Here is a 14,793-nt window from a genome sequence, read left to right as displayed (position 1 = left end):
TGAATGTGGCGCCAACAAAAAGCCCCCGCATCTTACGATACGGGGGCTTTTGTTTTACCGAGGGATCAAGCCGGTTGCAGCACCGACTGACCGCTCAACGCCAGGTCGAGCAACTCACGGTTGGCGACCGCATACATGGCGTAGTCCGTGCCGACTGCTGCACGGATTTCGACCATCATTGCGCGCCAGCGATCGGCCATGTCCTGGTGCTGCTCAAGCCACAGGGCCACGCGGGCTTCCATGTCTTGTGGCGCGTCGGCCATTTGCAGTACCGAGATGGTGATCGCCCGTTGCTGCCAGTCCACATCGTCGCGGAACGCTTCGCGGGCCTGGGCCTGCCAGTTGTTGGCCACCGGCAGATCGCTGATCTGCTGCAGGTACCACGGCAGGTCCAGCGCGCTGCCGACGGCGAAGTAGGCCTTGGCCACTTCGGCGGCGTCATGCCCGGTCACGTCGGCGGCTTCGATAATCGGCAGCAAGGTGTACAGGTGAGTCGTGCCTGCAACCATGCGCGCCAACAATTCCGGTACGCCGGCTTCGGTATAGGCCTGGTAGCGGTTCTGCCAGCCTTCGCGGGTCGGGCCTTCCAGCAATTCGTCGAGCTTGAGGCCCAACGCCGCCAGGTGCGGACCGAAGTGCGCGGTGTCGCGGCCAGCGTCCTGCTCGTTGCGACGGCTGCGCAGGAACCAGCGCGTGGCACGACGGCCCAGGCGCATCAGCTCATCCATCAGCTCCAGTTGCACGTCGGCGGACACCTGGTGGTCCAGGGCTTCGATCTGACGGAACCAGTGCGGGAGGTGGAAAATGTCACGCACGATCACGTAAGCACCGGCCACGTTCGCCGGGCTCATGCCGGTCGACTCTTTGAGTCGTTGAACGAAGGTGATGCCCATGTGGTTGACCAGGTCGTTGGCGATCTGGGTGCTGACGATTTCGCGCTTGAGGCGGTGACGGCGCATGGCTTCGCCGAACTTGGCCACCAGGCTCGGTGGGAACGCGGTCTCCATGTCACGGGTCAGGTAGTCGTCATCCGGCACCAGCGACTTGAGCAGGGCTTCCTTGAGGTCGATCTTGCTGTAGGAGATCAACACCGACAGCTCAGGACGGGTCAAACCCTTACCGGTGGAGGCACGCTCCACAAGCTGCTCTTCGGTCGGCAGGTACTCGATGGCGCGGTCCAGCTTGCCACGGCCTTCCAGGTCGCTCATCAGGCGCTTGTACTCGGCAGCACGCTCGTAAGCCTTGCGCGCGGCCAGGGACAACGCCTGGGTCTGCTTGTAGTTGTTGCCCAACACCAGGTTGCCGACTTCGTCGGTCATGCTCGCCAGCAGCTGGTTGCGCTGCTTGTCGGTCATGTCACCGGCCTGCACCACTTCGTTGAGCAGGATCTTGATGTTCACTTCGTGGTCGGAGCAGTCCACACCACCGGCGTTGTCGATGAAGTCAGTGTTGGAGCCGCCGCCATTGAGGCCGAATTCCACACGGCCCAATTGGGTCATACCGAGGTTACCGCCCTCGCCCACTACTTTGCAGCGCAGCTCATTGCCATTGACGCGCAGCGCGTCGTTGGCCTTGTCGCCCACATCGGCGTGGCTTTCAGTGCTGGCCTTGACGTAAGTGCCGATACCGCCGTTCCACAACAGGTCCACCGGCGCCTTAAGCAAGGCGTTGAGCAGTTCGGTCGGGGTCAGCTTGTCGGCCTGGATGTCGAAGCGTTCTTTCATCTGTGGCGAAATAGCGATGCTTTTGGCACTGCGCGAGAAGATCCCGCCGCCTTCGGACATGATGCTGGTGTCGTAGTCGGTCCACGCCGAACGCGGCAGCTCAAACATGCGCTGGCGCTCGACGAAGCTGGTCGCCGGGTTCGGGTTCGGGTCGATGAAGATATGCAGGTGGTTGAAGGCCGCGACCAGTTGCAGCTTGTCGGACATCAACAGGCCGTTACCGAACACGTCACCGGCCATATCGCCGACGCCCACCACGGTGATGCTGTCTTCCTGCACGTTGATGCCGCGCTCACGGAAGTGACGCTGCACACCGACCCACGCGCCCTTGGCGGTGATGCCCATTTTCTTGTGGTCGTAACCTGCCGAACCACCGGAAGCGAACGCATCGCCCAGCCAGAAGCCGTAGTCGATGGCAATGCCGTTGGCGATGTCGGAGAAGGTCGCAGTGCCCTTGTCCGCCGCGACGACCAGGTACGGGTCATCGTCGTCATGACGCACGACGTTGACCGGTGGCACCAGGGCGCCGTCCTTGAGGTTGTCGGTAATGTCCAACAGGCCGGAAATGAAGATGCGGTAGCAGGCGATGCCCTCGGCCGCGATCTCGTCACGGGTGCCGCCCAATGGCAGGCGACGCGGCAGGAAGCCGCCCTTCGCGCCCACCGGCACGATGACCGAGTTCTTGACCTGCTGGGCTTTTACCAGGCCGAGCACTTCGGTACGGAAGTCTTCTTCACGGTCGGACCAGCGCAGGCCGCCGCGCGCAACGTTACCAAAGCGCAGGTGCACGCCTTCAACGCGCGGCGAGTACACGAAGATTTCAAACTTCGGCACCGGCTTGGGCAGCTCAGGAATCGCACGCGGGTCGAACTTGAAGCTGAAGTACGACTTGTTCTGGCCGTTGGCGTCGGTCTGGTAGAAGTTGGTGCGCAGGGTAGCCTTGATCAGGTCCAGGTAGCGACGCAGGATGCGGTCTTCGTTAAGCACCTGAACATCGTCCAGGGCCGTGAGAATCGCTTGTTCCAGGCGTTGCTGCTTGTCTTCGAGGTCATCGGCGGTGAGCTTGCGCGCCAGGTAGAAGCGGGTCTTGAACAACCGGGTCAACTCACGAGCGATGTCGGTGTGGTTGTTCAGGGTGCTGGCGATGTAACCCAGGTCGAAGCCCAGGCGGATCTGCTTGAGGTAACGCGCGTAAGCACGCAGCAGCGCCACGTCGCGCCAAGGCAGGCCGGCGGTAAGTACCAGACGGTTGAACGCATCGTTTTCGGCATCGCCATGCACGATGTGCACGAACGCGTCCTGCAGGGTGTCGTTGAGCTGCTGGATATCCAGGTTCACGCCTTCGGCGGCAATGAACGCAAAATCATGGATCCAGAACTCACGGCCATTGGCGTGACGCAGGCGGTACGGGAACTCGCCCAGCACGCGCAGGCCGAGGTTTTCCAGGATCGGCAGCACGTCGGACAGCGCCAGTGGCGTGTCGGCGTGGTAGAGCTTGCAATGCAGCTCTCGCTGGCCGGAGACCTGGCCCAGCGGCTGATAGAAGCTCATGACCAACGGGTTGGCTTCGGTCAGGCTGTTGAGGTGCTGCATATCGACCACAGCCGAATGCGCAGCAAAACGCTCGCGGTAACCTGCCGGGAAGCCTTTCGGGAAATCCGCCAGCACGTTGGTGCCCTGGGCTTCGCCGAAGCTTTCCACCACCAGGCTGGCGTAGTCGTCCTGCCAGCTGCGGCAGGCCTGCACCACTTCTTTTTCCAGTTGAAGCGGGTCGATGTCCAGGCGGTTCTTCGGGTCAACCCGCAGAATCAGCTGCACACGGGCCAGGACGGACTCGGAGAAGAAGGTCCAGAATTCGCAGTCCGAGGCTTTCAGGCGATCCATCAGCACTTGCTGGATCTTCTGGCGCACTTCGGTGGAATAGATGTCGCGCGGCACGTAGGCCAGGCAGTAGCAGAAACGACCGTACGGGTCTTTGCGCAGGAACACGCGAATCTTGTTGCGCTCCTGGATCTGCACGATCGACATCACGGTGTTGAACAGCTCGTCGACCGGGGTCTGGAACAGGTCATCACGCGGCAAGACTTCAACCACCTGGGCCAGCTCTTTGCCCAGGTGTGCCTTGGCCTGGAAGCCCGAGCGGCGCTCGATTTCCGCGACTTTACGGCGGATGTAAGGGATCACTCGCACGCTTTCGCCGTAGACCGACGAGGTGTAGAGGCCCATGAAGCGGTGTTCCTTGATCACCTTGCCGTCGGCGCTGATCTCACGGATCGACACATAGTCCGGGTACGCCGGACGGTGCACGCGGCTCGGGTGCGCGGCCTTGGCGAACGACAGCACGGTCGGTTCACGCAGGTAAGCCACGGCGTAGTCTTCGATGCGCGTGTCTTCGGCGGTGAGGCCGGCACGCAGCAATTTGGTCAGACCGAGGAAGGAGCCGGTGTCATATTCGATATGACCGCCGTCCGCCTCGTCACGTACCACAAACTCTTCATAACCAAGGAAGGTGAAGTGGTTGCCCACCAGCCATTCCAGGAAGCTCTTGATCTCGGCTTTTTCTTCGCCGTCGATGCTGAACTGGCTCGCGTCGATACCGGCCAGCAGGTCCTGGACCTTGGCTTTCATCGGTTCGAAATCGGCCACGGCCACGCGCACTTCGCCCAACACTTGCTCAAGCTCTTTGCTCAGCACGTTGAGTTCGGCGGCATTGGCGCAACGGTCGATTTCCAAGTACATCAGCGATTCTTGCAGAATGCCTTCGCCCTGGGTGCCTTTGGGCAGGATTTCCAGCAACTCGCCTTTTTTGCCGCGACGCACGCTGAGCACGGTGGTTTGCAGGGTGTGGATGCTGTAGCCACGGCGGTTCAGCTCGGTGCGTACCGAGTCGACCAGAAATGGCAGGTCATGGTGCAGTACTTCGACCGCGGTGTGGGTCGACTGCCAGCCATGACGTTCGTAATCGGGGTTGTAGACCCGCACTTGCGGTTGGGTGTGATCAAAGCGCTCAAGCAGGCGCCAGGCAGACAGGGTGCAACCGGCCAGGTCGGAAAGGCGACGTTGGGTCAGTTCGTCCAGGGAAATAATGCCGAAAAATTGCTCAGCGAACAGCGCCACTTGTGGCAGTGCCTGTTCACTGATGTGCTGCGCCAGTGCCGCTTGCAGTTGATGCTGGAAGTCGGACTTGCTGGCTGCGGTGAAGAACGCCATCTGTGGTACTCCGCTTGGGCTTGTTATTGATGGAAGCGTCGCGTGTTATCCCCTTGCGGGGAGACCGTCAGCTCTGTTCGTCAATAACCTTATAACGAATCGAGGTGACAGGTGGGTGAAGCTGCGCAAGGCGATCAGGTCACATCGGATGCGCCGTTTGGCAGGTGACGGTACGACGGGCAGGTCAACGGCCTGACGGTGGCGCATCCACTGCGCAGCTTAACGAGTGTAGGAAGACGGTTGCTTTCCGTACGGCGACATATTCGGTCAAGCGCAGGCAGCGCTGAACATTCTCTAGCGCCCTGCACCTGGGCGAGTAGGACGATAGTTTTTTTCTGTGTAGGCCATAGGCATTTTGAATGGAGTGAATACAGCTCATTCGACCAATTAAAACTGACTCGATGCACACAGCATCGATTGCGCAAACACACCACGGACGGCCCACTGATTAATTGAAGTGAGCGTTTAGTATGACCAGCATAACTGCAACTGTAAGTCAGGGTATTATCAGTGCCTCGACGAATGTACCGAATGGCGTTCCCACTTACCCAACACCGCGCCAAGCCCATAATAAGCCTCCCCTCCCTGAATTAAACTGGGATCGCCCGGAGTTGAAGTGGGGCGAGCAGACCGTACGGCCAGAACAACCTGCCGTGCAACACGATAGCTGGCCAGCCTCTTATTTTTCCGAGCCATTAAAAAGAAACAACGCGCTCGACAGGTATGCAGCCGACAAGTACAAACCCTTCATGTCCGCCACTCAACATACCTCAGAACATGTAGCAGCCCAGATTAAACAAAAGTGGGGGATCGACGTCGATCCGGAAAAAACCTTTCTGGTCACCTTTGCTTATGACAAAAACACCACGCCTCACAAGGCGGTCATTACACAAAAAATCTCCCTGGCGGATGCGGCATGCCTGAATATTCAACACACACCACGGCCCAAGGGGATGACTGGAAAACAAGAGGCTCCCAAAGGGCAACCTACCGAACCCTTCGACATACAGTCTAATTCCCGCCACACGGAAAAGCCCAATTGGGACGGCACTTTCCCACGTCCACTCGTGGGCAATTTCAATACTTATTATCACGGTATTGTGACTGAGCCCTCGCCCGACGCACCCACTACTTACGGTGCGGGCCATCATGTTCAGATCCCCCCGGCCGACTTCAAAAAAATGGTCTGGGACCATGCCTATAAAAAACCCTACGACCAGTACCTGAACTTCAAGTGGTCGCCTGAAACCCGTGAGTCCTATACCGCACTTGCCAAAATTAGCTACCTTAATGCAGCGCACGCGCAACATCATGAGCGCTCGCTGGACGAGGAAGGCCGAAAGATCGCCATGAGCCTCGTCGGTGTACCCGCCAACCAGACTTATCTGGATGCAGGGCTGGAAACACTGGTTAAACCGCACACGCCAGACGCAAGCCTGGAGACCAAATTTCTGAGTTTCAGTGGCTTCCACTCCACTGACATTTTCTATACCAGAGACGTCAATACTCAGAAAACGCTTCTATACATTCCAGGCAATTCGTCCCCCATCCACTCGTTCGATTCGCCCCAAGCAATGAATAAATGGCTGGCTACCCAATTGATTGACGAAGATAAAGCCGCCGCTTTCAAAAAACATTTCTCCCCAAAAGATGCTTCGTCTTCATTATTTAAAAAAGGCTTCGATGCGCGATTGGAGCTGATTCGACAGCACATCAAAGAGCCAGGCGCTGTGGACTTCCTGGAACGGCAAGGCTTTTGGGAAGAGGGTGGCGTATTTGATGGCAAAAACATCACGGGCGACCCTTTCAGCGAGGTTCAAGAGCGCACAGAAAAAAGCATGAAAGCCAGTACCAACCAGGCGTTCGTGCTGAACACAGACCACAACAAGCAAACAATTCTTAAGGCAAAAAAATGGTTGGATGGAGCGCTTCTGCTTGCAACCCCCATTGGCTTGGCACTGCCCCCCGTGGGCATCTTGCTGACGGCGCTGAGTGTGGGCTCCGGATTGCTGGAAGTGGGCGTGGGCATTCACGACAACGCCAACGACCGCGCAAACGCCGATGACAGGATTACGTTCGGTGTATTCAATGCGCTCAAGCCAATACTGACTGCGGGGGCTGGCAAGGCTTCAGAGCCCATCACCGGGCCGATCAAAACAGTGTTAAAGGCCACTATTTTGGCGAAATAACCCACTGCAAGTGCGATACCCGTAGTTGCAGGGGCAGTCCCATCCACTTAAGAGCAGCGTAAACGTTTGTACGATGGCAAAATTAGCCGCCCGTCGTTCAAGTACGCTGCTTTTAGAGGACTGCCCATGCAACTGACCACTCCCCACCTGATCGCCACACCCTGTGACGAAGAAGAAGACAACATGGCCATGCTGTGCTGCCACGGCAATAATGGCGAAATGTTCATGCTCAGCCGTTACCCGGACGAAGATGAGGTTGAGCTGACCTGGGATTACGAACCGTCGACCCTGGATGGGCTGAAAGTGACCTTGAGTGACACCACGCTGGTGATTGAACTGGCGGCGGGTGATGCCGATGCACTGGGCGGCAAGGACCACTTGCGGATCAACCACACCACCGCCGCGTCGGATTTGGCTGAAGTGGAAGAAACCTTGCAGAACATCCTCAAGGGCACCGGCACCTTTAGCCGGATTTAGGCTGTTCCAAGGATCAAATGTGGGAGCTGGCTTGCCTGCGATGCAGGCACCTCGGTGTATCAGGTCACTCCAGTTGATGCCATCGCAGGCAAGCCAGCTCCCACAGGGGCCGAGCGACCCTCAGTGGAATTTGTGCTTTCCACACAAAAATCCTACAAGTTTTGCTAAAAATACCCGCCGCGCCGTTAGTCGCTACACCCCGCGATGCATTAAAGTAGACGCCCCAGGCCCGGCGGTTTTTTTCGACGTTGGGGCTCATCTCTCCAGGAACCGTCATCGATGGAACATCGTGAAGCGCTGCTTGCGCTGCGAACCTTTCTTTCTACGCAGATTCTCGGCCAGGAAAAACTCATCGATCGCTTGCTGATCGCCCTGCTCGCCGACGGCCATATGCTGGTAGAAGGCGCACCGGGCCTGGCCAAGACCAAGGCCATCAAAGAGCTGGCCGAAGGTATTGAAGCGCAGTTCCATCGTATCCAGTTCACCCCCGACCTGTTGCCGGCCGACATCACCGGCACCGAGATCTATCGCCCGGAAACCGGCAGCTTCGTGTTCCAGCAAGGCCCTATCTTCCACAACCTGGTACTGGCGGACGAAATCAACCGCGCGCCAGCCAAGGTGCAGTCGGCATTGCTCGAAGCCATGGCCGAGCGCCAGGTCAGTGTGGGTCGCAGCACCTACGACCTGTCGCCGCTGTTTTTGGTCATGGCCACGCAAAACCCCATTGAGCAGGAAGGCACTTACCCACTGCCCGAGGCCCAGCTCGATCGCTTCTTGATGCACGTCAAAATCGGTTTCCCGGACGCGGCGGTCGAACGACGCATCCTGCAGCAAGCCCGTGGCGAGGCGCTCAATGGCGAAACCAAGCCCGAGCGCCGCGTGAGCCAGCAGGCGATTTTTGCCGCGCGCAAGGAAATCCTCGGCCTGTACATGGCCGATGCGGTGGAGGAATACCTGGTGCAACTGGTCATGGCCACGCGCACCCCGGCCAAGTTCGATCCTGAAATGGCCGAGTGGATCGCCTATGGCGCAAGCCCGCGCGGCTCCATCGCCCTCGACCGCTGCGCCCGCGCCCATGCGTGGCTGGCCGGGCGCGACTTTGTCAGCCCGGAAGATATCCAGGCAGTACTGTTTGATGTGCTGCGTCACCGCATCATCCTGTCGTTCGAGGCCGAAGCGGCCGGCATTGACCAGGACCGCGTGGTGCAACGCATTCTCGACGTCGTTGCCGTCGCTTGAACCCCATGAATGCCGGCGATGGAATCCGCGTCACGCTCAGCGAATTGATTGAGATGCGCCACCGCGTGCGCGAAGTGCAGCTGTTTTCCACGCCAAGCCAGCGCAGCCCGCTGATTGGCCTGCACCACTCCAAGCTGCGTGGGCGCGGTGTCGACTTCGACCAAGTTCGCGTGTACCAGGCTGGCGACGATGTGCGCACCATCGACTGGCGCGTGACGGCCCGCACCCAGGAGCCGCACACCAAGCTATTTCATGAAGAACGTGAACGGCCGATTTTCATCATGGTTGAGCAAAGCTGTCGGCTGTTCTTCGGCTCCGGGCAAATGTTCAAATCGGTACTCGCCGCCCAAGCCGCCAGCTTGATCGGCTGGGCAGCGCTGGGGCACAACGACCGCGTCGGCGGGTTGGTGTTCGGCGACAGCGAGCACTACGAAATCAAGCCCCGGCGCAGTAAACAAAGCCTGCTGCAATTGCTTAACCGCCTGGTGCGCGTGAACCAGAGCCTGAATACCGAAAGCCGCCCCGAAGCCGACGCGTTGGGCATGGCGCTGCGCCGTGGCCGCGAAGTGTTGCGCCCGGGCAGCCTGGTGATTGTGATCTGCGATGAGCGCGCGTTGACCGAAGGCGCCGAGCAACAGCTGAGCCTGCTGTCACGCCATTGCGACCTGTTATTGTTGCCGATCTCCGACCCACTGGACCACGCCCTGCCCGCCGCCGGGCTGCTGCGTTTCGCTGAACGTGGCGCGCAATTGGAACTGGACACGCTGAATTTCGATTTGCGCCAGGCCTATAAAGCCCAGGCTGAGGAACGCATTGCACGTTGGGAACTGCTGGCACAGAAGCTGCGCATTCTATTGATGCCCCTGAGCACCCAAAGCGAGATGGTCGAGCAATTGCGCGAATACCTCAACCCGCAACGCCCGGTTAAAAAGCAATGAGCAGCCTGGACCAACTGCAGCCACTGATCGCCCCGCCGGCCATCGGGTTCTGGCCGCCTGCGCCGGGTTGGTGGCTGTTGCTGCTGGTGATCCCGCTGCTGGGCTGGGGCCTATGGTGGTTGCGCCGTTTCCTGCCCACCCGACGCCCCGTGGCCCGCGCCGAACAACCGCTGGACCCGCTGCGCATCGCCGCCCTGGCCGAACTTGCGCTGATGCCCAAACCCTACGACGGCGCGCCCGCCGGTGCCTGGCTGCAGCAGCTCAATGGCCTGCTCAAGCGCCTGTGCCGCAACGACTACCCCTACAGCCAGAGCCACACATTAAACGGGCGCAAATGGCTGGCGTTCCTCGACAACCGTTGCCCGGCCGCCGGGCTTACACGCTGGATGGTGTTGGTCGAAGGCGCCTACAAACCCGAATGCAAACTCGACGACAAGGCCATCGCCGGCCTGACCCAAGCGGTCGATACCTGGATTCGCAAACATGTTTGAGTTCGCCTGGCCGTGGATCTTCGCCCTGTTGCCCTTGCCGTGGTTGATGCGCTTCATCCTGCCAGTGGCCGACAGCGGCGAACCCGCGCTGAAGGTCAGCTACCTGGCCGACCTTGAGGGCCTGGCGCGCCGCCGTGCGCGGGTCAACCTGCCCGGCTGGCGCCAGCAAGCGCCGTTCGTGGTGCTGTGGCTGCTGCTGCTGACCGCCGCCGCGCGCCCGGAATGGCTTGGCGAACCGCTGCCCATTGCCGCCAGCGGCCGTGACTTGCTGGTGGCCGTGGATGTGTCCGGCTCCATGGATTTCCCTGACATGCACTGGCAGGACGATGACGTCAGCCGCCTGAGCCTGGTGCAGCATTTGCTCGGCGACTTCCTGGAAAGCCGTGAAGGCGACCGCGTGGGCCTGATCCTGTTTGGCAGCCAGGCTTACCTGCAAGCCCCGCTGACCTTCGACCGGCGCACCGTGCGCACCTGGCTGGATGAAGCACGTATCGGCATCGCCGGCAAAAACACCGCCATCGGCGATGCGATTGGCCTGGCCTTGAAACGCCTGCGCCAGCGCCCGGCGCAAAGCCGTGTGCTGATCCTGGTCACCGATGGCGCCAACAATGCCGGGCAGATCGACCCGCTGACCGCCGCGCGCCTTGCGGCCGAAGAAGGCGTGAAAATCTACCCGATCGGCATCGGCGCCGACCCGGAGCAAACCGGTTCGTTGGGCATCCTGGGCGTCAACCCGAGCCTGGACCTGGATGAACCGGCCTTGAAGGCCATCGCGGACGCCACCGGTGGCCGCTACTTCCGCGCCCGCGACGGCGACGAGCTGCAAAAAATCAAACAAACCCTGGACCAGCTTGAGCCCGTCGCGCAACAGCCGACCCAGGCACGCCCGGCCCAGGCGCTGTACAGCGCACCGCTGGCGCTGGCGTTGATCCTGAGCATGTTGCTGGTGGTTCAAGAACGCTGGCCCAATAACCCCTTGCAACGCACCTTCAACAAACTCTCGACCAAGGGCATTTTCCTGCAACAGCACCCGCAATGGCGCCAACGCCTTAAACGCCTGCGCTTGCGGAGGCGTCGATGATCGACCTGTGGCCACACTGGTTTCGCCCTTGGTGGTTGTTGCTGCTGCCGTTGCTCGGCTGGCTGCTGTGGCAGCTGTGGCACCGACAAAAGCGCGCCGGGCGTTGGCAAATGATTTTGCCGCCGGCGTTTCATGCGGTGCTGCTCAGTGGCGGCAATGGCCGCGAAAGTAAATCGCCCTGGGTGGTGTTGGGCATCGCCTGGCTGCTGGCCGTGCTGGCATTGCTTGGCCCCAGTTGGCAAAGGGTTGAACAGAACAGCCAGAAACCGGCCGACCCGGTGGTGGTGCTGTTGGAGCTGACCCCGGAAATGCTCGCCACCGACAGCCCGCCCAATCGTTTGGAACAGGCGCGGCGCAAGCTCTATGACTTGCTGCAGGCACGCGACAACGCGCCCACCGCCATCGTCGTGTATGCCGGCAGCGCCCATACGCTGGTGCCGCTGTCGGATGATCTGGCCACCAGCCGCAACTTGCTCGAAGCCCTGCGCCCCTCGATCATGCCCGAGCCAGGCCATCGCGCCGATCTGGCGGTGGAAAAAGCCCTGGGTTTGCTCAAGCAAGCCGGTCTCGGCCAGGGGCGCCTGTTGCTGGTCGGCTCGTCGCTGTCGAAACAGGAGCGTCAAGGCATTCGCCTGCAGTTGCAGAGCGCCCAGGCCCCCAGCTTGTCGATCCTCGGCATCGGCAGCCGCGAAGGCACGCCGGTGACCCAGGAAAGCGGTGAATTCCTTAAAGATGACCAGGGCGCCATTCTGGTGCCGCGCCTGGACGGCCCGACGCTAAAGGCGTTTGCCAGTGAAATGGGCGGCCGCTACCGCGCCGCGCGCCTGGATGACAAAGACCTGCGCCAGCTCAACCTGCTCGATGGCCCGCAGGCCCTGCGCAACGACGGCCAACTGCTGCACCTCGACACCTGGGCCGACCAGGGTTACTGGCTGCTGCTACCGTTATTGTTGCTCGCCGCCTGCGCCGGGCGTCGCGGCTGGCTGTTCTGCGTGCCGTTACTGTTACTCGGTGCGCCGCAGCCCAGCTATGCCTTTGAACTTCAGGACCTGTGGCTGCGACCCGACCAGCAAGGCCAATATCTGCTGAAGAAACAACGCCCCAACGAGGCCGCCAAACACTTCGAAGACCCGCAATGGCAAGGCGTGGCACTGTATGAGGCGGGCAACTACGCCGAGGCGATCAAGCGTTTTGCCCAAGGCAATGACGCGTATTCCCACTACAATCGCGGGAATGCGCTGGCCAAATCCGGCGAACTGGAAGCCGCCATCGACGCTTATGAGCAAGCGCTCGAAGCCCAGCCCGACCTGCAACCGGCGCTGAAAAACAAAGCGCTGGTCGAAACCCTGATCCAGGAAAAGGCCCAGCCCGAGCCGGCCAAGCCTGTCAAAAATGAGGATGACGAAACCACCCAACCCGGCCAAACTGCGCAACCGGGCAGCAGCGGCCAAAGTGCCACGGGGGGCGAGCAATCACCCCAAGGCCAAGGCCAGGCCAGTGCCGGCGATAACCAGACGGGCGCCACGCCCAAAGCCGGCGGCAACGACGTACCGGGCAGCGAGCTAGGGGACGAACACACCACCACCCCGCCCTTGCGCCCCGCCGATGCCAGCCTCGATGGCGAGCACCGCCAGGCGCTGGAGCAATGGCTGCAGCAGATCCCGGACAACCCCGGCGAACTGCTGCGACGTAAATTCTGGTACGAACAGCAACAACATCAGGACAAGACTCGATGAGCCGCCGCACCACCCTTCTGCTCCTGCTCGCCCTGTCGGCAAGCCACGCCCAGGCGGCCAACCTGGTGGCGAGTGTCGACCGCAGCCGCGTCAATTCCGGGGAAACGGTGGAGTTGACAGTGGAATCCAGCGACGTCACCCAGTTCGGCAAACCCGACTTGTCACCCCTGGATGCGCAGTTTGAAGTCAGCGGCACGCGCCAGATCAACCAACTGACTACCTTGGGCGGCGATAACCACGCCACCACGCGCTGGATCATCACGTTGCTGCCCAAGGAAAACGGCACCGTGGTGATTCCGCCGCTGCAAGTGGGCGAACTCAAGACCCAGCCGATCAGCCTGCAAGTGCTGGAAACCGCCAGCCAGAACACCAGTGCCGAACTGGCCCCGGTGTTTATCGAAGCCAATCTGGACCAGAGCAGTGTGTACGTTCAGGCCCAGGTGCTGTTGACCGTGCGCGTGTACCACTCGGTGTCGCTGTATGACGACAGCAGCCTCACGCCGTTGCAAATCCCCGATGCGCGCATTGAACAATTGGGCGAGTCGCGCACTTACGAGAAGGTCATCAACAGCATTCGCCACGGCGTAATCGAAACCCGCTATGCGATTTACCCGCAGCACAGCGGTGCCTTGGTGATTCCGGCGCAGACTTTCAGCGCCACCTTGGTGGAATCGCGCCCGCCCCAAGAGAACACGCTGCAGGGCACCAAACCGGGCAAGTTGATTCACGTAAGCTCTGCCCAATTGCCGCTGACCGTCAAGCCCAAGCCGGAGTTCTACCCCGCCGACGCCGCCTGGCTGCCCGCGCGCAGCCTGACCCTGAGCGAAGTCTGGAACCCCGAGCCTGATCACGTTCAAGTGGGCGACTCCCTGACCCGCAGCCTCACGGTCAAGGCCGAAGGCCTGTCCAGCGCCCAGTTGCCGGCCCTGCCCAGCAGCGACATCAATGGCCTGCGCCGCTACCCGGACCAGCCGGTGCTCGGCAACCAAAACAGCGACCGTGGCCTGATCGGCAGTCGTGAGGACCGCGAAGCCCTGGTGCCAACCCGCGCCGGTGCCGTGGAGTTGCCCGCCGTGGAAGTGGTGTGGTGGAACACCCACGAAGATCACCTGGAACGCACCAGCCTGCCCGCGCGCACGCTGCAAGTGGCGACCAACCCAAGCCTGGTGGTGGACACGCCCGCCACACCAACGGTCATTACCGCACCGGACGATAGCCGCCTGTGGCTGTGGCAACTGAGCACCTTGATACTTGCCTGCACCACGCTGTTGGGTTTTGGCCTGTGGTGGCGCGCACGTCGCCAACCCGCCGTGCAACGCGCCGTACAAACCGGCCCGAGCCCGCGCTCGCTGTTGGACGACCTCAAGCGCGCCACCCAGGCCAACGACCCGCAAGCCACGCGCCAGGCACTCGACGCCTGGGCGCGGCAACAACCGGAAACCCTGGCCGACATGGCGGCGCGGTTCGTGCCGCTGTCGGATGCCTTGGATGGGTTGAACGGCGCGCTGTACAGCGAGAGCGGCCAATACTGGCTGGGTGAAGATTTATGGCGTGCGGTCAAAGCAATTCCGATGGTCGAGCGTGCGCAAGACCCGGCAACGGACACCACCAGCTTGCCGCCGTTGTATCCCAAGTAAATCTCTCTCTACCTGACAGCACAAAACCCATGTGGGAGCTGGCTTGCCTGCGATGGCCATAGGTATGCCGA

At 60.9% G+C, this 14,793-nt stretch carries 9 protein-coding genes; 8 read left to right on the top strand and 1 reads right to left on the bottom strand.

Features of this window, described 5'->3' with window-relative positions; translation table 11 throughout:
* Positions 1 to 65 precede the first annotated feature (65 nt).
* Positions 66 to 4,934 carry an NAD-glutamate dehydrogenase gene (locus HX790_RS21595; RefSeq protein ID WP_017136646.1) on the bottom strand — a complete coding sequence of 1,623 codons (4,869 nt, stop codon included), beginning with the start codon at positions 4,932 to 4,934 and terminating at the stop codon, positions 66 to 68.
* 470 nt (positions 4,935 to 5,404) lie between these two features.
* Between HX790_RS21595 and HX790_RS21590 the strand changes: the two genes are divergently transcribed.
* The 8 genes from HX790_RS21590 to HX790_RS21555 all read left to right on the top strand — a co-directional run bounded on the left by HX790_RS21590 (position 5,405) and on the right by HX790_RS21555 (position 14,722).
* Positions 5,405 to 7,123, top strand: a complete 1,719-nt coding sequence (locus tag HX790_RS21590; protein ID WP_176992103.1) for a dermonecrotic toxin domain-containing protein — start codon at positions 5,405 to 5,407, stop codon at positions 7,121 to 7,123.
* Positions 7,124 to 7,249: 126 nt separating this feature from the next.
* Positions 7,250 to 7,600: a hypothetical protein gene (locus HX790_RS21585; RefSeq protein WP_017136648.1), complete on the top strand. Its 351-nt coding sequence runs from the start codon at positions 7,250 to 7,252 to the stop codon at positions 7,598 to 7,600.
* Between the two features lie 279 nt (positions 7,601 to 7,879).
* Positions 7,880 to 8,839: a MoxR family ATPase gene (locus tag HX790_RS21580; RefSeq protein WP_003174327.1), complete on the top strand. Its 960-nt coding sequence runs from the start codon at positions 7,880 to 7,882 to the stop codon at positions 8,837 to 8,839.
* A gap of 5 nt (positions 8,840 to 8,844) precedes the next feature.
* Complete coding sequence (locus HX790_RS21575) at positions 8,845 to 9,777, top strand: DUF58 domain-containing protein (RefSeq protein WP_017136649.1); 933 nt, start codon at positions 8,845 to 8,847, stop codon at positions 9,775 to 9,777.
* Entirely contained in the window at positions 9,774 to 10,268 is a 495-nt protein-coding gene (locus HX790_RS21570) for a DUF4381 domain-containing protein (protein WP_017136650.1), read from the top strand. Before HX790_RS21575 ends, HX790_RS21570 begins: the two co-directional genes overlap by 4 nt.
* Entirely contained in the window at positions 10,261 to 11,349 is a 1,089-nt protein-coding gene (locus HX790_RS21565; RefSeq protein WP_017136651.1) for a VWA domain-containing protein, read from the top strand. Before HX790_RS21570 ends, HX790_RS21565 begins: the two co-directional genes overlap by 8 nt.
* On the top strand, positions 11,346 to 13,085 hold the full coding sequence (locus HX790_RS21560) for a tetratricopeptide repeat protein (RefSeq protein ID WP_099549322.1): 1,740 nt from the start codon (positions 11,346 to 11,348) through the stop codon (positions 13,083 to 13,085). Before HX790_RS21565 ends, HX790_RS21560 begins: the two co-directional genes overlap by 4 nt.
* Positions 13,082 to 14,722 carry a BatD family protein gene (locus HX790_RS21555; RefSeq protein ID WP_099549321.1) on the top strand — a complete coding sequence of 547 codons (1,641 nt, stop codon included), beginning with the start codon at positions 13,082 to 13,084 and terminating at the stop codon, positions 14,720 to 14,722. Before HX790_RS21560 ends, HX790_RS21555 begins: the two co-directional genes overlap by 4 nt.
* Positions 14,723 to 14,793: the final 71 nt, after the last annotated feature.

This window comes from Pseudomonas sp. IPO3747 (assembly GCF_013385245.1).
GTDB classification, from domain to species: Bacteria; Pseudomonadota; Gammaproteobacteria; order Pseudomonadales; family Pseudomonadaceae; genus Aquipseudomonas; species Aquipseudomonas edaphica.
Note: the sequence above shows the minus strand (reverse complement) of the source record. Positions and strands in the feature narration are given on the sequence as shown.